The 20,043-nt window shown below is 67.0% G+C and carries 19 protein-coding genes; 9 read left to right on the top strand and 10 right to left on the bottom strand.

Going from position 1 to position 20,043, the window contains the following annotated elements; all coding sequences use genetic code 11:
• A partial coding sequence (locus AC07VS_RS18755; protein WP_494751696.1) for a hypothetical protein occupies positions 1 to 245 on the top strand: 245 nt, incomplete at its 5' end.
• Here AC07VS_RS18755 and AC07VS_RS18750 read toward each other — a convergent pair.
• The gene (locus AC07VS_RS18750) at positions 242 to 529 is read right to left on the bottom strand and encodes a tyrosine-type recombinase/integrase (RefSeq protein WP_494751695.1); all 288 of its coding nucleotides are present in this window, start codon (positions 527 to 529) and stop codon (positions 242 to 244) included. The genes AC07VS_RS18755 and AC07VS_RS18750 overlap by 4 nt on opposite strands.
• Before the next feature lie 123 nt (positions 530 to 652).
• Positions 653 to 1,030 (bottom strand): glyoxalase superfamily protein, encoded by a 378-nt coding sequence (locus AC07VS_RS18745; protein ID WP_494751694.1) that lies wholly within the window; start codon positions 1,028 to 1,030, stop codon positions 653 to 655.
• Between the two features lie 208 nt (positions 1,031 to 1,238).
• On the opposite strand from AC07VS_RS18745, the gene AC07VS_RS18740 reads away from it, so the two are divergent.
• The 5 genes from AC07VS_RS18740 (at position 1,239) to AC07VS_RS18720 (ending at position 4,836) form a co-directional block, all read left to right on the top strand.
• Positions 1,239 to 1,922, top strand: a complete 684-nt coding sequence (locus tag AC07VS_RS18740) for an SDR family NAD(P)-dependent oxidoreductase (protein ID WP_494751693.1) — start codon at positions 1,239 to 1,241, stop codon at positions 1,920 to 1,922.
• A 136-nt stretch (positions 1,923 to 2,058) separates the two neighbouring features.
• Positions 2,059 to 2,256, top strand: a complete 198-nt coding sequence (locus tag AC07VS_RS18735; protein ID WP_492348230.1) for an IPTL-CTERM sorting domain-containing protein — start codon at positions 2,059 to 2,061, stop codon at positions 2,254 to 2,256.
• A gap of 25 nt (positions 2,257 to 2,281) precedes the next feature.
• A complete protein-coding gene (locus AC07VS_RS18730; RefSeq protein WP_492348229.1) occupies positions 2,282 to 3,094 on the top strand; it encodes a sterol desaturase family protein in 813 nt (270 codons plus the stop codon).
• A gap of 118 nt (positions 3,095 to 3,212) precedes the next feature.
• On the top strand, positions 3,213 to 3,917 hold the full coding sequence (locus tag AC07VS_RS18725; RefSeq protein WP_492348228.1) for a hypothetical protein: 705 nt from the start codon (positions 3,213 to 3,215) through the stop codon (positions 3,915 to 3,917).
• 157 nt (positions 3,918 to 4,074) lie between these two features.
• A complete protein-coding gene (locus AC07VS_RS18720) occupies positions 4,075 to 4,836 on the top strand; it encodes a hypothetical protein (protein ID WP_494656760.1) in 762 nt (253 codons plus the stop codon).
• 33 nt (positions 4,837 to 4,869) lie between these two features.
• Here AC07VS_RS18720 and AC07VS_RS18715 read toward each other — a convergent pair whose 3' ends face one another.
• From AC07VS_RS18715 to AC07VS_RS18705, 3 genes are read right to left on the bottom strand one after another with little or no spacing between them, the layout of a single operon-like run.
• A complete protein-coding gene (locus AC07VS_RS18715) occupies positions 4,870 to 5,838 on the bottom strand; it encodes a tripartite tricarboxylate transporter substrate-binding protein (RefSeq protein ID WP_492348226.1) in 969 nt (322 codons plus the stop codon).
• Positions 5,839 to 5,889: 51 nt separating this feature from the next.
• Complete coding sequence (locus AC07VS_RS18710; protein WP_494751692.1) at positions 5,890 to 7,035, bottom strand: CaiB/BaiF CoA transferase family protein; 1,146 nt, start codon at positions 7,033 to 7,035, stop codon at positions 5,890 to 5,892.
• A gap of 37 nt (positions 7,036 to 7,072) precedes the next feature.
• Positions 7,073 to 8,014: a hydroxymethylglutaryl-CoA lyase gene (locus AC07VS_RS18705; protein WP_494751691.1), complete on the bottom strand. Its 942-nt coding sequence runs from the start codon at positions 8,012 to 8,014 to the stop codon at positions 7,073 to 7,075.
• A gap of 115 nt (positions 8,015 to 8,129) precedes the next feature.
• Between AC07VS_RS18705 and AC07VS_RS18700 the strand changes: the two genes are divergently transcribed.
• On the top strand, positions 8,130 to 9,056 hold the full coding sequence (locus AC07VS_RS18700; protein ID WP_494751690.1) for a LysR substrate-binding domain-containing protein: 927 nt from the start codon (positions 8,130 to 8,132) through the stop codon (positions 9,054 to 9,056).
• A gap of 10 nt (positions 9,057 to 9,066) precedes the next feature.
• Here AC07VS_RS18700 and rocF read toward each other — a convergent pair whose 3' ends face one another.
• Positions 9,067 to 10,005, bottom strand: a complete 939-nt coding sequence (gene rocF, locus AC07VS_RS18695; protein WP_494751689.1) for an arginase — start codon at positions 10,003 to 10,005, stop codon at positions 9,067 to 9,069.
• Between the two features lie 107 nt (positions 10,006 to 10,112).
• Positions 10,113 to 11,237 carry a 3-deoxy-7-phosphoheptulonate synthase gene (locus AC07VS_RS18690; protein ID WP_492348221.1) on the bottom strand — a complete coding sequence of 375 codons (1,125 nt, stop codon included), beginning with the start codon at positions 11,235 to 11,237 and terminating at the stop codon, positions 10,113 to 10,115.
• 576 nt (positions 11,238 to 11,813) lie between these two features.
• Between AC07VS_RS18690 and AC07VS_RS18685 the strand changes: the two genes are divergently transcribed.
• Positions 11,814 to 14,159 (top strand): membrane-bound PQQ-dependent dehydrogenase, glucose/quinate/shikimate family, encoded by a 2,346-nt coding sequence (locus tag AC07VS_RS18685; protein ID WP_494751688.1) that lies wholly within the window; start codon positions 11,814 to 11,816, stop codon positions 14,157 to 14,159.
• 17 nt (positions 14,160 to 14,176) lie between these two features.
• Here the strand turns inward: AC07VS_RS18685 and tldD are convergent, their stop codons facing one another.
• The 3 genes from tldD to AC07VS_RS18670 form a co-directional block, all read right to left on the bottom strand.
• A complete protein-coding gene (tldD, locus tag AC07VS_RS18680) occupies positions 14,177 to 15,637 on the bottom strand; it encodes a metalloprotease TldD (protein WP_492348219.1) in 1,461 nt (486 codons plus the stop codon).
• A gap of 300 nt (positions 15,638 to 15,937) precedes the next feature.
• Complete coding sequence (gene rodA / locus AC07VS_RS18675) at positions 15,938 to 17,092, bottom strand: rod shape-determining protein RodA (protein ID WP_492348218.1); 1,155 nt, start codon at positions 17,090 to 17,092, stop codon at positions 15,938 to 15,940.
• 85 nt (positions 17,093 to 17,177) lie between these two features.
• Complete coding sequence (locus AC07VS_RS18670; protein WP_494751687.1) at positions 17,178 to 19,292, bottom strand: HDOD domain-containing protein; 2,115 nt, start codon at positions 19,290 to 19,292, stop codon at positions 17,178 to 17,180.
• A gap of 157 nt (positions 19,293 to 19,449) precedes the next feature.
• Here AC07VS_RS18670 and AC07VS_RS18665 point away from each other — a divergent pair, with 157 nt between their 5' ends.
• Positions 19,450 to 20,037, top strand: a complete 588-nt coding sequence (locus AC07VS_RS18665) for a YqiA/YcfP family alpha/beta fold hydrolase (protein WP_494751686.1) — start codon at positions 19,450 to 19,452, stop codon at positions 20,035 to 20,037.
• Positions 20,038 to 20,043 lie beyond the last annotated feature (6 nt).

Genomic DNA, 20,043 nt, shown 5'->3' with positions numbered 1-20,043 from the left:
TATTTAACAGCCTTAGCGATGAAGAGCAAGCAGTAGTAGCTGAGTTTGTGAAGGCCGGTGGTTGCGTCCTCACGTGGGGCCAAACAAATCGTGCTCCCATTTCAAGCGCCGCCATTGAATCATTAATTCAGAGAGAGGTCTTGTCGACATCTGTCACTGCAGACTTAATGCGAGAGACATTCGTCCTCGATCCAGCATTATTTGATATAGGAGTCCAACGTGCCAAAGCACTTTCGAACGCCTAACCAGCCACCCCGACACCTAAATAATCCGCCCACCACTGCATCAACTTGATCCGCTCCGCCATGTAGGTTGTTCGGTGGTACGCGGCCCGAATTTCGTTTTGCTCTTTGTGCGCCAGTTGCCGCTCGATCACATCGGGGTTCCAGCCATGCTCATTTGCCACGGTTGAGAACAGCGCCCTGAACCCGTGGGCAGTGGCAATGCTTTTGTACCCCATGCGAGCAAGTGCTGAATTGAAGGTGTTCTCGCTCAGGGGCTTGCTGGGATATACCGGGCTCGGAAGCACCAGATCACGCCCCCACTGAGGGGCTCCATGGCCTTCACTACCGCAACCGCCTGAGACGACAGCGGCACCCGGTGCTCGGCTCTCATCTTCATGCGCTCCGCAGGTATGCCCCCTCAAGGCATTTCAATGACCGGCGACGTCCATTGTGAATACCAACCTGTTGCCAAATGGGTCGAGCACTTGCATGTCTCGGCTGCCCCATGGCGTCACATTCACCTCTGGAACAAAGTTCCCATAAGGGCGCGTCAGCAACTCTGCATGCAGGGCATCCACGTCGGCCGTGGGAATGCGCAATGCGGCCCCAGGGCAAGCATCGCCATGGTGTTCAGAAAGATGCAAGACGCAGCCCTCACGCGACAGTTGCAGGTACAGAGGCAAGTTCTCGGCAAAGCGGTGCCGCCAATCGATGCGAAAACCAAGCCATTCCACATAGAACGCCAAAGCCTTGGACTCGTCGAAACTTCTCAAGATGGGAATCGAGGCTTGCAGGGTGCTTGGCATGGGCGCGATTGTCTGATGGAAGGGGAAAGCAAGGCAATCGGCTCGGTGGCTATGGCGGTCTGCGGGCATCGGGCAGTTTGAGGTTGGCAGCCCCCTTGGCCCTTGGTTTCAATCCCGTTACCCTCTGCTGGCCGCAGCAGCGATGGACCGCCGCCCGGGCGCGCCATGGGCCGTGCTGCGTGATCGACGCCAAAGGAGATCGATAGCCATGACTTCACAACGCCTGGCCGGGCTTCGGGTGCTGATCACCCAGTCCACCGAATTCATGGGCCCCACGCTGTGCGAGGTGTTTGCCGAGCACGGGGCCGTGGTGCTGGCCGATGAGCGCCCCTTGATGGATCCCGAAGCCCCGGCCCGCCTGGTGGCCGAGCACGGGCCCATTGATGTGCTGGTGGCCAATCTGGCGGTGCCGGCGCCCAGCACGCTGGCGCACCAGGTCAGCGAGCAAGAGTGGCGCGACACCTTTGCCGCCCTGGTCGATCCGCTGCCCCGGCTTTGCCAGGCAGTGCTGCCGGCGATGATGGCCCGGCGCAGCGGCCGGATCCTGGTGATGGGCAGCGCGGCGGCCCTGCGGGGCATGAAGCGCGCCTCGACCTACAGCGCCGCGCGGGGGGCTCAACTGGCCTATGTGCAGGCCCTGGGGGTTGAGGTGGCGCCGCACAACATCCAGGTCAATGCCATTGCCCAGAACCTGGTCGAGAACCCGACCTACTTCCCGCCCGAGGTTCAGGCCGACCCGCGCTTTCAGGAGCGGCTCAAACGCGAGGTGCCGCTGGGCCGCCTGGTGAGTGCGCGCGAAGATGCCGAGTTTGCCGCCTACCTGTGCAGCGCGCCCGCAGCCTGTTTTGTGGGGCAGGTGTTTCCGGTGTGTGGCGGGTGGGTGGGGCGCTGAGGGTGACCAATGCCCGATCGAAGGCCACTGAGCCCGCCACGACAGGCCTGGCGACCGAGCCTCGGCGAAGGTGCCCGTCCGGGCATGACATGAAGCCAGCCCCCACATGCCCCCGCCTCATGCCACAATTTGAAACATGAACACGACACTCCCCCTCCGAGCCCTTGGGGTTCTTTTCGGCCTCCTGCTGGTTCGCACCGCCTGCTGTGCGAATGCCGTCAACACCCAGACCCAGTCTGTGCCCACTCTGGATGAGATCGGGCTCACGGGCCTGGTGACCCTGGTCGGGGTGGTGGCCGGCGTGGTGATCCGGCGGCGTGGAAAAAAGAAGTGAGGCGACCGGCCCCTGAGAGCGCACCATGAGTCCGCAGACCCTTGTCTGGGTGCGCGTGCTGTATGCGGGCAGCCTGCTGGGCCTGCTGGCGTTCTTTCTGTTGTGGGAGGACGGCCAGCCACGCCAGGCCTTTGGCACCGCCCGCGCCCGTTGGCGCCATGTGGGGCGCAACCTGGGTCTGTTTGTCTGGGTGGTGCTGGGGGCCGACTACCTCGCCGGCCAGTGGCTGGTGTCCTCTCAAAGCCTGCTGTTGCGCAGCACGGACTGGGGACTGAACCTGGCACAACACCTGCCGCTGGCCGCGCAATGCGGGCTGGCCTGGTTGGCCTCCGACCTGCTGGATTACGGGGTGCATCGGCTGAGCCACCGGGTCGGCCTGCTGTGGCGCTTTCATGCCGTGCACCACAGCGATTCGCATCTGGACGTCAGCTCCGGCCTGCGCACCCACCCGGTGGACACCGCCGTGCATGTGCTGGCCACCCTGGGCCTTTACGCCGTGTTGGGCCTGCCGCTGTGGATCGAGGGGCTGCGCGCCATCGTCTGCAATGCGCTGAGTCTGGTGCAGCACGCCAACGTGCGCTTTCCAGACTGGGTGGAGAAGCTGAGCCCGGTGCTGGTGACCCCCGCCCAGCACCGTGACCACCACGATGCCGACGCCGACGGCCGCGCCTGTCACTTCGGTCTGTGTCTTTCGGTCTGGGACCACCTGCTGGGCAGCACGCGCCAACCCAGCGCCGAGGGCCCCGCCCGCATAGGCCTGGACAGCCAGAGGGACGAGCGCTGGCAAAGCGTCTGGGGCATGCTGCGAGCGCCGTTCCAGCGGATGCCCGAAGCCTGAGCCCAGATCGCCCATCACCAGGCCTTCCATGCCCTCGACGCCCCTCCCCCAGCCAGGCGGAACGCCAACGTCGAGACGCTCCCTTCGGACCCGCGGCCCAATCTCCTGGGCCCTGGGAATGGCCAGCTTGCTGAGCTGCAGCGCCGCCCAGGCTGACCCCAGCTACTACCTGGTCACGGTCTACGACAACGAGGGCGAGACCAACCTCGACTTTCGCTACTGGACCGTCGAATCCAAGCACCGGCGCCAGATTGTCTGGCCCGAGGTGGGCGTGGGCCATGGCGTCACCAGCCGCTGGTACACCGAGGTGTTTGCCAGCGCGATCGGCCCGGACTTCTGGCAGACACGGGCCGAGGCGCTTCATTGGCAGAACGACTACCTGCTGACCCAAGGGCAGTACCCGTTTGACCTGGCCCTGCACAGCAAGCTGATGTTCAACCACGATGCCGCCGATGGCACCGTGTTCCAGTGGGGGCCGGTGCTGCAGACCGAGGTGGGCCGGCTTCAGCTCAATGGCAATGTGTTCTTTGACCGCACCTTCCGAGCGGCCTCACCGGTGCCGGCCGAGATGAAATACCAGTGGCAGGCCAAGTACCACTGGCGGCCTGGGCTGCAGGTCGGGCTGCAGGGCTTTGGTGAACTGGGCCCCTGGGACCAATGGCTGCCCGCCAGCCGCCAATCCCACCGCGTGGGGCCGGTGCTGACCGGCAGCCTGGGCCTGGGCCGCAAAGAGTCGCTGCGCTACAGCGTGGCCTACCTGGTGGGCAAATCGTATGGGCAGCAGGGGCAGATGGTGTCCGTCAGATTGCAGTACGCGTTCTGACGTTCGGCTGGGCGGCCGGCATGCCTCTGACGCACACGGCGCCAGCCGTATGACGGCCCCGAAAATGATCAAGATCAGATATTCAGTTCTGAATTGCCATTTTGAAGCAACGTATCGAATACGATACATATTGTTTCAAATAGGGAGAGAGACTGAAATGAAGAGCCGTTTCGCCGCACTGGCGTCCATCGTCCTGCTGAGCACCGGATGCTCGTCCATCACGGGTACCACAGGCCAAAGCGTGTCATTGCAGACCCGTGACAAGGCCGGCGCTGAAGTGCCGGGTGCCGCCTGCGAGCTGACCAACAACAAGGGCAAGTGGTTTGTGACCACACCGGGCTCGGTGCAGATCCGCCGCTCCAATGACGACATGCTGGTGCAATGCACCAAGGTCGGCCACGAAACCGGTCAGGCCTCCGTGGTGTCGGACACCAAGGGCTCGATGTTCGGCAACATCATCTTTGGCGGAGGCATCGGGGCCGTGATCGACCACAACACCGGCTCGGCCTACGAGTACCCCACCTTGATCCAGGTGGTCATGGGCCTGGTCACCAAGGTGGAAACCCCCAGAACCGGCACCCCGGGCTCGGGCAGCATCCCGGCAGACGCCGCCCCGTCTCACCCCCAGGGCCTGCCGCAGGCTCAACCGCAGGCCGCCGCCCAGCCGGTAGCTGTGGCCCAACCCCAGCCCCCGGCGCAGGCTCAAGCCCAGGCGCCGGCGGCCACCCCATCCCAGCAGGCCTCGGCCATCGACCTGGCCGCCAGTGCGCCCACACCCGCGGCCTACGCCCAGGTCACGGCCAACAACACCCGTGGGACCGAGGCACGCCTGCTGGAACTCAAGCGCATGCGCGACGCCAACCTGATCAGCCCCGAAATCTACCTGGAACGCCAGCGCAGCATTTTGGACGGCCGCTGAGCCGACTGCGCTGCAGGCCCCGCCCCCACCCACTCAATCCAGTTTCACGTTGGCCTTGGCCACGATGTGGGCAAAGCGCTCTTGCTCGGCCTTCAGGAACTGCCGCGCCGCCTCGGGGGTGCCCGGGTTGATCACGTTGTCTTGCTTGGCCATGGCGGCCTTCACTTCGGGGTCGGCAAAGGCCGCCACCACGGCCTCGTGGATGCGTTTGACCTGAGCCGCCGGCAGCCTGGCCGGGCCCACCACGGCGAACCAGCCCATCACGTCCACCTCGGGGAAGCCCTGCTCGGCAAAGGTGGGCAGCTCAGGCAGCGAGGCCACGCGGCTTTTGCCCAGCACGCCGATGGCGCGCAGGCTGCCGCTTTTGAGCTGGCCCTGCACCGCGGGCACCGCAGCCACCCCCATCTCCAGCTGACCGGCCATGATGTCGGTGATCATGGGGCCCATGCCCTTGTAGGGCACATGACGCACCGGCACGCCCAGGGCGTCGATGACCATCTCGCCGGCCAGGTGGATGACCGTGCCATTGCCGGACGACGCGTAGTTGTGCTCTTCGGGCTTGATCTTCAGAAAGGCCTGCAGCTCTTTGGCGTTGCGGGCGGACACCAGCTTGGGATTGACCACCAACAGAAAGGGTGAACCGCCCACCACGCTGATGGGCGTGATGTCGTTCAGGCTGTCGTAGGGCAGCTTCTTGAACACGCTGGGGTTGACCGCATGGTTGTTCGAGATGAAGGCGATGGTGTTGCCATCGGGTGCCGCCTTGACCAGGGCCGAGGTGCCGGTGATACCGCCGGCGCCCGGCAGGTTCTCGATCACCACAGGCTGGTTCAGGGCCTTGGCCAGGGCCACCTGGGCGGCCCGCACGATGGTGTCGACCCCCGAACCCGGGCCGATGGGCAGGATGACGCGCATGGGCGCCGGGTCGGCCCAGGCCGCACCGGCCAGCATCAGGGCAGCCCCCAGGGCCAGGGAGGCGCGGCGTTTCAGATGGAAGTTCATGGTGTTTGTCTCGATTCTGATTTTTGGCTTCTTGTCGGGGCGAATCCGGTTTCAGCGCTTCAGGGTGGCCAGGACTTCGTCGGTGTGTTCGCCCACCCGGGGCAGGGGGTGGCGCACGCCGGGCCGGCGGCCGCCCATCAACAGGGGCAAGAGCACGGCCTGGGTGCTGCCGCCGTCCTCGGTCTGCATGGGGACCAGCCCACCGCTGGCCAGCAGGTGCTCGTCGTGCACCAGTTGATCAGGGCGCACCACCTTGGCGTAGGGCAGGCCGGCGGCCTTGAGGCGGGCGCACAGGTCTTCGATCTCGCACCCGATGGTGCTCTCGGCCAGGCGGGCGAGCAAGTCGGGGCGCACAGCCACGCGTTGGGCATTGGTGGCCAGGGCCGGGTCGTTGGCCAGGTCGGGGCGGTTCAGCACCGCGCACAGGGCAAGAAACTGCTTGTCGCTCACCGCGCCGATGAACAGCTGTTCGCCATGGGCCACGTCAAAGGTGTCGTACACACTCCAGGCCGACACGCGTGAGGGGAAGGGCGGCGGCACCTCGCCGGTCATCTGGAACTGCTGCATGTGCTGCGAGGCCAGCAGGCAGCAGTTTTCGAACAGGGCACTCTGGATCGCCTGGCCCTGGCCGGTGCGCTCACGCTCGCGCAGCGCGGCCAGCACGCCGATGGCGCCGAACATGCCGCCCATGATGTCGTTGACCGAGGTGCCGGCCCGCAGCGGCCGCCCTTTGGGGCCGGTCATGTAGGTCAGGCCGGCCATGTTCTGCACCACTTCGTCCAGCGCCAGGCGGTCTTCGTAAGGGCCGGGCAGAAAGCCCTTGTGCGACACGTAGATGAGGCCCGGAAACGCGGCCCGCAGCGCCTCGGCCCCCAGGCCCAGCTTGTCCATCAGGCCAGGGCGGAAGTTCTCCAGCAACACGTCGCTCTGGCCGATCAGCTCTTTGGCGGTGGCCAGGCCCTCGGGGGTCTGGATGTCCAGCACCACGCTTTTCTTGTTGCGGTTGAAACTGCGGAAAAAGCCGATGCCCAGGCCGGGCAACTGCCGAGTCTTGTCGCCGCCCGGGGGTTCGATCTTGATGACCTCGGCGCCCAGGTCGGCCAGGATCATGCCGCAGGTGGGGCCCATGACCATGTGGGTGAATTCGATGACGCGGACGCCTTCCAGGGGCAGGCCGGTGCCTTGTGCTGTGTTCATGCCAGTCTCGTTGGGGTGGATATGCAGGGGTGGGGGCTCAGCAGGGCATGGCACCGGCTGGCAGAAAGGTCTTGGGCAGGCCGGCCCGGTGCAGGCTGCCGTGCGTGGCCTCGCCGGCCAGCCAGCCCGTGACCTGGGCCCGCAGGGCCAGCAGGCGCGGCAGGTCGATGCCGGTGGCCACACCGCCGGCTTCGAGCAGAAAGGCCAGGTCTTCGCTGGCGGCATTGCCGCTGGCACCGGGCGCGTGCGGACAGCCGCCAATGCCGGCCAGCGAGGCATCGAAGCGGTTCACTCCCAGCGCCAGCGAGGCGTAGACATTGGCCAGCGCCAGCCCGCGGGTGTCGTGGAAATGACCACACCAGAAGCGCTCGCCCACCAGGCGCAGGGCCTGTTCGAACAGGCGGCTGACCGAGGCCGGGTCGGCATAGCCCACCGTGTCGGCCAGGCTCACGCGGTCGGCACCGGCGTCCAGCAGGGCCTGCATCAGGCGCAGTACTTCGGCGGGCTTCACCTCGCCTTGCAGGGTGCAGCCGAAGGCGGTGCCCACGCCGCCTTCGATCAGGGTCTTGCGGCCCGAGGCATCGCGGGCGGCACGGATGCGGCCCAGTTCGGCCACCACCTCATCGGGGGTCTTGCGCAGGTTGGCCAGGCTGTGCGCATGGCTGGCAGACAACGGCAGCAGCATCAGGTCGGCATCGCCGGCCAGGGCGGCTTCTGCGCCTCGCAGGTTGGGCACCAGCACCGAGGCAAACAGCCCGGGCAAGGTCTTGGCATGGGCCAGCAGCTCGGCGGTGTCGGCCAGTTGGGGCAGCAGGCGGGCCGGCACAAACGAGCCCACCTCGATCTCACGCAGTCCGGCGGCATGGGCCAGATCGATCCAGGCGATCTTCTGCGCCGTGGGCAAAACGGTCTGGATGCTTTGCAGGCCGTCGCGCAGGCCGACCTCGCGGATCACCGCGCGGGGTGGAAGTGGGGTCATGAGGGCTGTCTCCGCGTCTCAAGGACGTGTTTTGAAAGTTCTGAGAGTTTCTAAAATTCCGAATAAAACATCAAATGAAAGATCGGCACCGTTTGAATTCCATAATGGAAACCCTATGAGAGACCTTGACCTGAAAACCCTGCGCCTGCTGGTGGCCGTTTGCGACCTGGGCAACATCAAGGATGCGGCGGCCCAGGAGCTGATCGAGCCCTCGGCCATCAGCAAGCGCATCACCCAACTGGAAGACGCCCTGGGCCTGCAGGTGCTGGTGCGCGGGCGGCGCGGCACCGAGCCCACGCCAGCCGGGCAGGTGCTGCTGGAGCATGCCCGCACGGTGTTGTTCACGATGGAGAAGATCGAAGCCGACATGGCCGGCTTCAAAGGGGGCATTCAAGGGCATGTGCGGGTGGTGGCCAGTGCCTCGGCGATTGCCGAATCGCTGCTGGATGACCTGGCGGGCTTCATGCGCGAGCCCCGGCACCAGAACATCCAGATCGCCATCGAAGAACGGGTCTCCAACGACATCGTGGGCCTGGTGCGCGACGGGGCGGTGTCGCTCGGCGTGTGCTGGAGCCAGGTCGATCTGGGCGGGCTGGAAAGCCGCCCCTACCGCCGCGACGAGCTGGTGCTGGCCGTGCCGCAAGGCCACCCATTGGCCGGGCACCCGGCGCTGCACTTTGAAGACACGCTGGATTTCGAGCACGTGGGGCTGCCGCCGGCCACGGCGGTCTACACCCTGCTGCATCGCTGTGCGGTCAAGGCGGGCAAGCCGCTGAGCTACCGGGCGGTGGTGTCCAACTTTGACGCGGCCTTCCGGGTGGTCAGTGCCGGCCTGGGGGTGAGCGTGGTGCCGCTTGAGATCAGCCGCCTGCACACCGCGGCAGGCCGCATCCAGACCGTGGCCCTGCTGGACGACTGGGCCCACCGCACGTTCTCGATCTGCTTTCGGCGCCAGCAGGACCTGACGCCGGCCGCGCAGCGCCTGCTGGCCTATCTGGTAGAACGGGCTGCTGGCGGGTCGGCGCCGCCGACTGCGGCCTGAGCCCGCCTGCTCAGCGCAGCAGCACCGATTTGCCCAGCAGGCTCTCGATCATGGCCACCAGGCACTCGGCGGTCTGGTTGCGCACATCGCAGGCAGGGTTGAGCTCCACCACATCGAGCGAGCCCAGCCGGCCGGTGTCGGCCACCATTTCCATGCACAGCTGGGCCTCGCGGTAGCCCGGGCCCCCAGGCACCGCAGTGCCCACGCCCGGCGCAATGTCGGGGTCCAGAAAATCGGCGTCCAGGCTCACGTGCAGGTGGGTGTGTTCGTCCAGCCCGGCCAGGGCCCGGCGCAGGGTCTCGGCCATGCCATGTTCGTCGATGAAACGCATGTCGTAGGCCTCGATGCCCAGGTGGCGCAGTTCGAGCTTTTCGGCCGGGTCCACGCTGCGCAGGCCGATCTGGCGCAACTCAGAGGGCTGCAGCGCGGGCATCGGGCCGCCCAGGGTGGTCAGGGCCTCGGGGCCCAGGCCGCACAGGCAGGACACGGGCATGCCGTGCAGGTTGCCACTGGGGGTGGTTTCGCCCACATTGACATCGGCATGGGCATCCAGCCACAGCACCCGCAGGCGCTGGCCCTGCTCACGGCAATGCCGGGCCACGGCGCTGATCGAGCCGATCGCCACGCTGTGGTCGCCGCCCAGCAGCACCGGTAACTGCCCAGCACCCAGGCTGGCCAGCGTGGCCCGGTACACGGCGCGATTCCAGGCGATGACCTCGTCCAGGTGGCGGTAGCCCGCCTGCACGAGGCTCTGCGGGTTGGCCGGCCCAGACAGGTCGCCGCCGTCCAGCACCTGCCGACCCAGGCCTTGCAAGGCCGCCGCCAGGCCCGCCACCCGCAAGGCCTCCGGGCCCATCGAGGCGCCCCGGCGGCTGGCCCCCACATCGGTGGGGGCACCAATCAGGCAGACCGGTGCCAGGGGCGTGCAAGCTGCGGTGGGCGGGTTCATGCGGTGCTCCTGGAGGTGGCTGACTGCCCACTATACAAAGCAAGGCCTTGGCCCGCACCAGCAAAAAGAGCACCGCGAGGGTGCTCTTTTCAAAGGCGCAACAGCGCTCAGGCCTTGCGGGCGCGGCGGGTCTTGACGGCGTCGGACAGCAGGGCCAGCACGTCGGCCGAATCGTCCCAGCCCAGGCAGGCGTCGGTGATGCTCTTGCCGTATTCCAGGGCGCTGACCACGTCCTTGCCCGGCGTGAACTTCTGGGCGCCGGCTTGCAGGTGGCTTTCCACCATCAGGCCGAACACCTGGTGCGAACCGGCTTCGATCTGGGTGGCGATGTCACGCGCCACGTCGATCTGACGCTGGTGTTGCTTGCTGCTGTTGGCATGGCTGCAGTCCACCATCAGGGTGGCGGGCAACTTGGAGGCTTCCAACTCCTTGCAGGCCGCAGCCACGCTCTCGGCGTCGTAGTTGGGGGTTTTGCCGCCGCGCAGGATCACGTGGCAGTCCTTGTTGCCCTGGGTCTGCACGATGGCGACCTGGCCGTTCTTGTGCACCGACAGGAAGTGGTGACCGCGGGCGGCCGCCTGGATGGCGTCGGTGGCGATGCGGATATTGCCGTCGGTACCATTCTTGAAGCCGATCGGAGCCGAAATGCCCGAGGCCAGCTCGCGGTGCACCTGGCTTTCAGTGGTGCGCGCGCCGATGGCGCCCCAGCTGATGAGGTCGCCGATGTACTGGGGCGAGATCACGTCAAGGAACTCGCTGCCGGCCGGCAGGCCCAGGCGGTTGATTTCGATCAGCAGTTGTCGGGCAATGCGCAGACCTTCGTCGATGCGGTAGCTCTCGTCGAGGTAGGGGTCGTTGATCAGGCCCTTCCAGCCGACGGTGGTGCGGGGCTTCTCGAAGTAGACACGCATCACGATCTCCAGCGTGTCGGCGTATTTTTCGCGCTCCACCTTGAGGCGGCGGGCGTATTCGACGGCGGCCGCCGGGTCGTGGATCGAGCAGGGGCCAATCACCACCAGCAGGCGGTCGTCCTTGCCGGCCATGATGTTGTGGATGTTGTGACGGGTTTCGGTGATCAGCGACTCGACTTGCGTGCCGTGGATGGGGAAGAAGCGGATCAGATGTTCGGGCGGGGGAAGCACGGTGATGTCCTTGATGCGTTTGTCGTCGGTCTGGCTGGTCTTGTCGACATTCGCGTACCAGGCATCGGCCTTGGTGCTGGGCTTGTTCATGGCGGGGCTCCTTTGGATTTGAAACAGGTTGGAATCGGTTTTCGGTCAGGCAGAAAAAAACCGCCGGGCTTTTCAGCTTCGGCGGTTCCTGGGAGGGGGTGTTCGGGTGCTTACGCGCTCGCCTCTCGTCCGCCGGGGACAGAGAACCAAAAGTAAAAATAAAAGGCTGCGCGAACTTGCATGGCAGGCAATTTAGCACAGCAAAAGCCAAAGTTGCCGTCTGTCGCTCGCACACCACATCGGTTTTTTTGCGCGATAGGCATCGCCAGCGTGCGCAAAGCGCGCGAATGGCGCGACAAGAACGCACTTTTGCCTCAAAAACAGGCAAAAAGGCCGTCGCAACCGTCCTTTGGCGGCACATAAAAATATTTGCTTTTTTGTGTAGCAAGGGGCCGGACGGTACTCACAACCGTTCATCCACCTGCCAGGGTGGCGGCCCGGGTTCCGCCATCCTGGGTGCGTAGCCCACCCTTGCGCAGCCCAGCCCGACCGCCTGACCGAGCACCCGCGCGATTGCCATCCGACGACCCCAAGTGCCTCAAAGAATGGGTTTTCACCTTGCTGAAGGAGTGCGACATGGGTCTGATCGGACGAGCCTGGGCCTTGCTCGTGGCCTTGATGGCGCTGGGTTTGAGCCTGGGGGGCGGCCAGTTGCTGTGGCTGGGCGGCTCGCCCTATTACCTGGCGGCCGGCCTGGTGCTGCTGGGTGCCGCCGGCCTGATGGGGCGCCGACGGGCCAGCGGGGCCTGGTGGGTGGCCGCACTGGCCGTGCTCAGTGTGCCCTGGGCACTGTGGGAATGCGGCTTCGACTTTTGGGCCCTGTTCCCTCGGCTGATGGCGCCGCTGGCCTTGGCCACCGTGTCGCTGCTGCTGGCGCCCCGCCCGGCCCAGGGGCCGGGTGGCGCAGGCACCGCGCTAGCCGGCCTGGGATTTGGGCTGGCCTTCATGCTGGGGCTGGCGCTGGCCTTTGTGCCGCATGGTGAGGTGCGGCCGGATGCGACGATGGCCTATGACCCGCCGCGCGGCGACAACCGGCCTGCGGATTGGCTGGCCTACGGCCGCACGCCTGAGGGGCGGCGCGATGCCCCTTTCGACCAGATCAACCGCGACACCGTGTACCGCCTGCAACCGGCCTGGACCTACCGCAGTGGCGACACCCAGCCCGGGGTGGACCAGAACACCCCGCTGCAGATCGGCACGCTGGTGTACAGCTGCACCCGGCGCGACCGGGTGATCGCACTGGACGCCGACACCGGCCAGCAGCGCTGGCTGTTCGACCCCCAGGCCAGCGCCCCGTTCTGGCAACGCTGCCGCGGCCTGGGCTACTGGCGGGACACCCAGCCTGGCCCGGACAGCGCCCCCGCGACGGCCGCAGGCGGTGCTGCCCACCGCTGCCGCGAGCGCATCGTGCAAACCACCATGGATGCCCGCCTGATCGCGCTGGACGCGCACAGCGGCCAGCCTTGCGAAGGTTTCGGCCAACAGGGCACGGTGTCGCTGGCCCAGGGCATGGGCCCGGTGCAGCCTGGCTTCTATTTCCAGACCTCGGCCCCGCTGGTGGCACGGGACCTGACCGTGGTGGGCGGCTGGGTGGTGGACAACCAGATGCGCGGCGAGCCCTCGGGCGTGATCCGCGCCTTCAGCGCCCGCACCGGCGACCTGGTGTGGGCCTGGGACCTGGGCCACCCGGCCACCACCCGCCTGCCCCCTGAGGGCCAGAGCTACACCCGGGGCACGCCCAACATGTGGAGCACCGCCGCCTACGACGACGAATTGGGCCTGGTCTACGCGCCCCTGGGCAATGCCACGCCCGACTACTACGGGCGCGACCGGCCGGCCCACTCGGACGAATACAACTCCTCGCTGGTGGCGCTGGACATCCGCACCGGGCGGCCACGCTGGTCATTCCAGACCGTGCACCACGACATCTGGGACTACGACCTGCCCTCGCAACCGGCCCTGATCGATCTGCCCGACGGCCAGGGCGGCCAGGTGCCGGCGGTGCTGCAGACCACCAAGCGCGGCCAGATCTTCTTGCTGAATCGCGCCACCGGCAAACCCCTGGCCGAAGTGGCCGAAAAGCCCGTGCCGCAAAACGGTGCCGTCCCCGAAGAAACACTGTCACCCACACAGCCTTACTCGGTCGGCCTGCCCACCGTCGGGGCCGAACACCTCAGCGAACACAAGATGTGGGGCATGACGATGTTCGACCAGTTGCTGTGCCGCATCGAGTACCGCCAGATGCGCTACGACGGAGACTTCACGCCGCCCGGCCTGCAGCGCGCCATTCAGCAGCCCGGCAATGTCGGCGGCATGAACTGGGGCAGCGTGTCGGTGGACCCCCACAACCAACGGGTGTTTCTGAACGACATCCGCGTGCCCAGCGTGTTCCAGCTGGTGCCACGCGCCGACTATGCCGAGTTCTCAAAAGCCCACCCGCCGGTCAGCGATGGGCATGGGCCCTCGGCCCAGCTGGGCACGCCTTACGGCATCTACACCACGATCTGGCTGTCCAAGTTGGGGGTGCCTTGCGTGCAACCGCCCTTCGGCACGCTGACGGCGATCGACCTGAAAACCCGGCGCGTGGCCTGGCAGGTGCCTGCGGGCACCGCCGGTGAGCAGGGGCCCCTGGGCCTGCGGCTGGGGCTGCCCATGCCCATCGGCATGCCCAGCTACGCAGGCACGCTGAGCACGGCGGGTGGGTTGGTGTTCTACTCAGGCAGCCAGGATTTCTACCTGCGCGCCTACGACGCCCAGACAGGTGCCGAGGTCTGGAAACACCCGCTGCCCGTGGGCAGCAGCGCCACCCCCATGAGCTATGTGTCGCCCAAGACAGGCAAGCAGTACATCGTGGTGACGGCCGGCGGGGCCGCGTACTCCAAGCGCCTGGGCGACTATGTGATGGCTTTTGCCCTGCGCTGAGGGGCAGCAGCGCAGGCTCAGGCGGTGCCGCCCACCGTCATGCCATCGATGCGCAGGGTGGGCTGACCCACCCCCACCGGCACGCTCTGGCCTTCCTTGCCGCAGGTGCCCACACCGCTGTCCAGGCGCATGTCGTTGCCGATCATGGAGACGCGCTTGAGGGCCTCGGGGCCGCTGCCCACCAGGGTGGCGCCCTTGACGGGGTACTGGATCTTGCCGTTTTCCACCCAGTAGGCTTCGCTGGCCGAGAACACGAACTTGCCCGAGGTGATGTCGACCTGGCCGCCACCGAAATTGGTGGCGTACAAGCCTTTCTTGATGCTGGCCACGATCTCTTCGGGGGTTTTGTCACCCCCCAGCATGTAGGTGTTGGTCATGCGCGGCATGGGCACATGGGCGTAGCTTTCGCGGCGGCCGTTGCCGGTGGGTTTCACGCCCATCAGGCGGGCGTTCATCGAATCCTGGATGTAGCCCTTCAAGATACCGTCTTCGATCAGCACGTTGCGCTGGGTGACGTGGCCCTCGTCGTCCACGTTGAGCGAACCACGGCGGTCGGCGATGGTACCGTCGTCGAGCACGGTCACGCCCTTGGCGGCCACACGCTGGCCAATGCGGCCGGTGAAGGCGCTCGAACCCTTGCGGTTGAAATCGCCCTCCAGGCCGTGGCCGATGGCTTCGTGCAACAGCACACCGGGCCAGCCCGGGCCGAGCACCACGGTCAGCTCACCCGCTGGGGCCGGGCGGGCTTCGAGGTTGGTGAGTGCCGCGTTCACCGCGTCGGACACATAGGTGTCGATCACGGCGTCGTCGAAATAAGCCATGCCAAAACGACCACCGCCACCGCCCGAGCCCACCTCGCGGCGGCCATTGTGCTCGGCGATCACGGTGACCGACAGGCGCACCAGCGGGCGCACATCGGCCGCCAGGGTACCGTCGGCACGGGCAATCAGCACCACGTCGTACTCACCGGCCAGGCCGGCCATCACCTGCACCACGCGCGGGTCGCGGGCCCGGGCGCGCTGCTCCACCTTTTCCAGCAGGCGCACCTTGGCGGTGCTGTCCAGGGTGGCGATCGGGTCGAGCCCGGGGTACAGCGAACGGCTGGGCGCCACCTTGCGGGCTGCCGCCCGCACCCTGGCGTTGCCGCCCTGGCCCGAGATGGTGCGCACTGTGTGGGCCGCGTCCAGCAGCGAGGCCAGCGAGATGTCGTCGGAGTAGGCAAAGGCGGTTTTCTCGCCGCTGACGGCGCGCACGCCCACCCCTTGGTCGATGCTGAAAGAGCCTGTCTTGACGATGCCTTCTTCCAGGCTCCAGCCCTCGGCACGGGTGTACTGGAAGTAAAGATCCGCGTCGTCCACCCGGTGCGCCCGGATCTCGTTGAGCGCCTTCGTCAGATGGGTCTCGTCCAGACCAAAGGGTTCAAGCAGCAATTGCCGGGCAATGGCCAGGCGCTCGAGGGTGGGTTCGCGTGAAATCATGCGGCCATTTTAGGGCTCGCCCGCCGCCCGACCGACCTGTGGGGGCAAGGCCCAGGCCGGCGCCGGGCCGCCCCAAGCCGGCCTGCGCCCCCTTGGGGGGCTGAGCCCTGCGGCTCCAGGCCTGCCTGCGCAGGGCTGGACAGGGCGAAGAGCGTCCGCGTCTCGCGGCCGCACGTGGGAGTGACACGAAGTGCACGACCGTGGGGGCCACATCAGCCCGACGCCGGGCCGCCCCAAGGCGGGCTGGGCCCCCTCCGGGGGGCAGCGACCACACGAAGTGAAGGAGCGTGGGGGCCACATTCAGGTGGGTACCAGGCGCTTGGCCCGCGCCACCGACATCAGAATCCCCAGCCCCATGCCCAGTGTGACCATGGCCGTGCCGCCGTAGCTGATGAAGGGCAAAGGCACGCCCACCACGGGCAGGATGCCGCTCACCATGCCCATGTTCACAAAGGCGTAGGTGAAGAAGATGCAGCACACGGCCCCGGCCAGCAGGCGCGAGAACAGGGTGGGCGCCTCCAGCGCGATCATCAGACCGCGCCCGATCAGGAACAGGAACGACACCACCAGGCACAGGTTGCCGATCAGGCCGAACTCCTCGGAGAACGCTGCAAAAATGAAGTCGGTGGTGCGCTCGGGGATGAACTCGAGGTGGGTCTGGGTGCCTGCCATGAAGCCCTTGCCGAACACCCCCCCCGAACCAATCGCGATCATGCCCTGGATGATGTGAAAGCCCTTGCCCAAGGGGTCCCGCGAAGGGTCGAGCAAGGTGCAGATGCGCTGCTGCTGGTAATCATGCAGCACCGGCCAGCGCACGCCATCGGCGCACAGCCGGGGCTCGAACCACACGATCAGGGCCACGCCGATCACGCCGAGCAACACCGGCGGCAGGATCAGGCGCCAACTGAGCCCGGCAAAAAAGATCACCGACAGGCCCGCGGCCAGCACCAGCAGCGAGGTACCCAGGTCGGGTTGCTTCATGATCAGGCCCACCGGCAGCACCAGCAACAGACCGGCCACCAGAAAATCAAGGGGTCGCAGCTGCCCCTCTCGGCGCTGAAACCACCAGGCCAGCATCAGTGGCATGGCAATCTTGAGGATCTCGCTGGGCTGGATGACCACCCCCAGGTTGATCCAGCGGCGCGCGCCCTTCTTGGTCAGGCCGAACAAGGCCACGGCCACCAGCAGCGACACCCCCAGCACATACAGGGGCACGGCGAAGGTCATCAGGCGTTGGGGCGGCACCTGGGCCACCACGAACATGATCATGCCCGCCAGGATCATGTTGCGCCCATGGTCGACAAAGCGCGTGCCATGGTCATAGCCAGAGGAATACATGGTGAGCAAACCTGCGCACACCAGCAGGAAGACGGCAAACGCCAAGGGCCCGTCGAAGCCCTGGAACAGGGGCATCAGACGCTGGCGCAAGGACGGCTTTTCAAAGACGGCGGACATGGCGCGATTATCGGCCCAGCGACAAGTCTGACCGACCGGCCTGGCTACTGAGTGCGCCGCACGCTGGCCGCGGGGCAGGTGCCGCTCAGGCCGCCTTGTCGGGGCGCGCCTGGCGCAGGCGGAACAACTGCACCAGTTGCGCGCCCAGTCTGCGCAGCAGTTCGCGTGAACCCGGGTCCATCAGCAAGGTGCCGGGCGTGGCGGTGTCGGCATACAACAGGGCAAACACGTTGTCGCGGTGCAGCAGGGGCAGCAACCAGTAGGCGGCAGGTGCCGCGGGTTCGCACAACCAGGCCGGCAATTGCCGGCGCAAGGCCGGGTCGGAGGCCACATCGGGCACCACCGTGAGTTCGCCGCTGCGGCAGGCCTGGCCCAGCGCGCCGCCCTGCCCCGGTCCCAACTCGACGCGGAAAACCGCCTGCAGTGGCGCCGCCCCCACCCCAACGGCCAGGCGTGCCGACACGGCAGCGGCCTGGGGGTCGCGCAGGCAAAACACCACCCGATCGGTCTCCAGCGCGCCGTGCAGGCCGGTGACCAGCTTGCGCAAGCCTTCCGCCAATGGCACCTGGCGGGCCGCATCGGGCTCGTCCAGCCAGGACTGCAGGCTGCGCTCCAGCGCGCGCAGGGCCTCGTGCTGACGGCCCAGCCGGCTCGTGCGCGCCTGGGTGGACGAGGACCCGGCTGCCGGCCCCAGGGGTGCGGGCCGCGAATGAGCGACTGCCGGGGCGGGTTCGCCGGCTGGTGGCCGCACCACAGGTGCCGCGGCCATGGCCGCCTTGGGCGCCAGGACCACGGGCGTTGGTGCAGCCCCCTGCGCAGGCGCCGGTGCGGCAAGGGCCCCGGGGGCAGCCGGGGTTGGCCAAGAGGGTGGTCCCCCTTGTGGAGCAGGCTGGGGGGCGGGCTGGGGGGCGGGTTGAGGTACGGGTTGGGTGAGGCTGCGCGTCTGGCTGGCCGGAAAGCCCAGGGCGTCGGCCATGCCCTTGAGGCGGGCCTGGGCCTGGATCACGCCGTCCTGGAAATCTTCGGCCCCCAGGCCCAGTACCCGGGCATAGCGGTCGGTGACGGCCTTGAGGCGCTGCGCCGGCTCAACGCTGTCAGGGCCAGCCAGCGCGGCCGTGAGGTCGTTGGCCGCCACGGCCAGCCAGCGCAGGTACTCGCGCCCGGTCTGCGGGCGGCGGGCCGGGGGGCGGCCGAAAGGTCGGCGCATGCAATACAGCAGGTCGGTGGGCAGGCCCCAGCTGCGCGCCACACCGCAGCCGAAGTCTTCCAGGCTCAGGCCCAGGTAATGGATGGCTGCCGTGACCTCGCCGCCCGAAAAGCGCTCTTCGGCCACGGCCCGCTCCAATTGCACCGCTTCGGCTGGAAAGTAATAGCCCAGCAGCATGCGACCGAGGTTCTGGAACAGCGCAGCCAGAAAAGCGTCTTCGCGCAGGTGCTGTACCGCGCACAGCTCACTGGCCAGCGAGCCCGCCATGAGCGCGCGCAGGAACTGCGTCTTGAGCTGGACCGCGTGCGCCTGGTCGGGCATGCGCTCCAGCAGCTTCAGGCTCAAGGCCAGGTTACGCACCCCATTGAAGCCCACCAGCCCCACGGCCCGCGACACCGTGGTCACCATGCCGCTGACCTGGGCGTACTGCGCGCTGTTGACCAGGCGCAGCAACTGCTGCGTCAGGGCCACATCGCGCAGGATCTCGCGGGCCAGGTCTTCCAGGCTGTGATCGTCGGAGCCGGCCACCTTGAGGATGCGGCCCATGGAGTCGGCCAGGGCCGGAAAGTCGCCCTGGCGGCGCATGCGCGTCAGCAAGGTCTCGAGCGTGCGTGCCGCCGTCGTGCCGGCCCAGGCCGACAGGGCGGCCTGGAACTCGGTGACCTGGGCAAAGCGCAGCTCGGGCTCGGGGTTCAGGGCACGGGTGATCTGGGCCTGCAAAGGCGGGTCGAGGTTGCGCCCCCAGTCTTCGGGCAGGTCCTGGAAGCGGCGCTCCAGCGCGTCGTGCGAGCGGCCCGCCGCACGCTGCTCGGAGGCCGTGCCGGTGAGCATTTCAGCCAGCAGCACCCCCGCGGCAAACACGCCCTCCTCGGGGGTTTCGGCCAGGCCCTGCTCCCAGCGCGCCTGGGGCCAAGCCAGCGCGGCAGCCACTGCCTCGTGGGGCAGCAGGATCCCCGCCTCGGGCGGTGGCGCAGCAGACTTGGGCTCACTCATGTCGCAAAATAGAAGAATCGGGGCGTTTCAGGGCGGGCAGGCATGCGCCCGCCATGCCGCCCAGTTTAGGGCCTGTTGACCGGCCGTGATCTCAACTGCAACCCCAACTTCAGCCTTCCAATTCGCCGTGAATCCGTCCACAGTGCCTATCCAGCCCATGCCCTGCACCACCCACCTGCTGTACCTGCACGGATTCCGATCCTCCCCGCAATCGGCCAAGGCCCGCCAGATGGCCGCAGCAGTGGCCGAACGGCACCCCCAGGTGCACTGGTGGTGTCCCCAGTTGCCCCCCTCGCCCCGTGCCGCCGCCGAACTGCTGAGCGAAGGCCTGCGCGACTGGCCGCAGGCCCGCATGGCCGTGGTGGGCTCGTCGCTGGGTGGGTTTTACGCCTCGTGGGTGGCGCGCCAGACGGGCTGCCGATCGGTGCTCATCAACCCGGCGGTGGATCCAGCACGCGACCTGGCACGCTACATCGGCGAGCAGACCTTCTGGCATCAGCCCGAACAGCGCTTTTATTTCGAGCCCCGTTTTGTCGACGAATTGCAGGTCATGGCCGGGGAAGGCTGCTGCGCTCCAGGCCCCGAACTGGCCCTGATCGCCCAGGGCGACGAGGTGCTGGACTGGCGAGAAATGAGTGCGCGCTACGCCGGTGCGCGCCTGCATGTGCTGGAGGGCGGCGACCATGCGCTCAGTGATTTTCCGGCCCACCTCGATGAGGTGCTGGGTTTTCTGGATCTGGTCTAGGGGACA

The organism is Curvibacter sp. GW821-FHT01G03 (assembly GCF_059422285.1).
The sequence above is the reverse complement of the archived record's forward strand: the minus strand, read 5'-3'. Positions and strand labels throughout refer to the sequence as shown.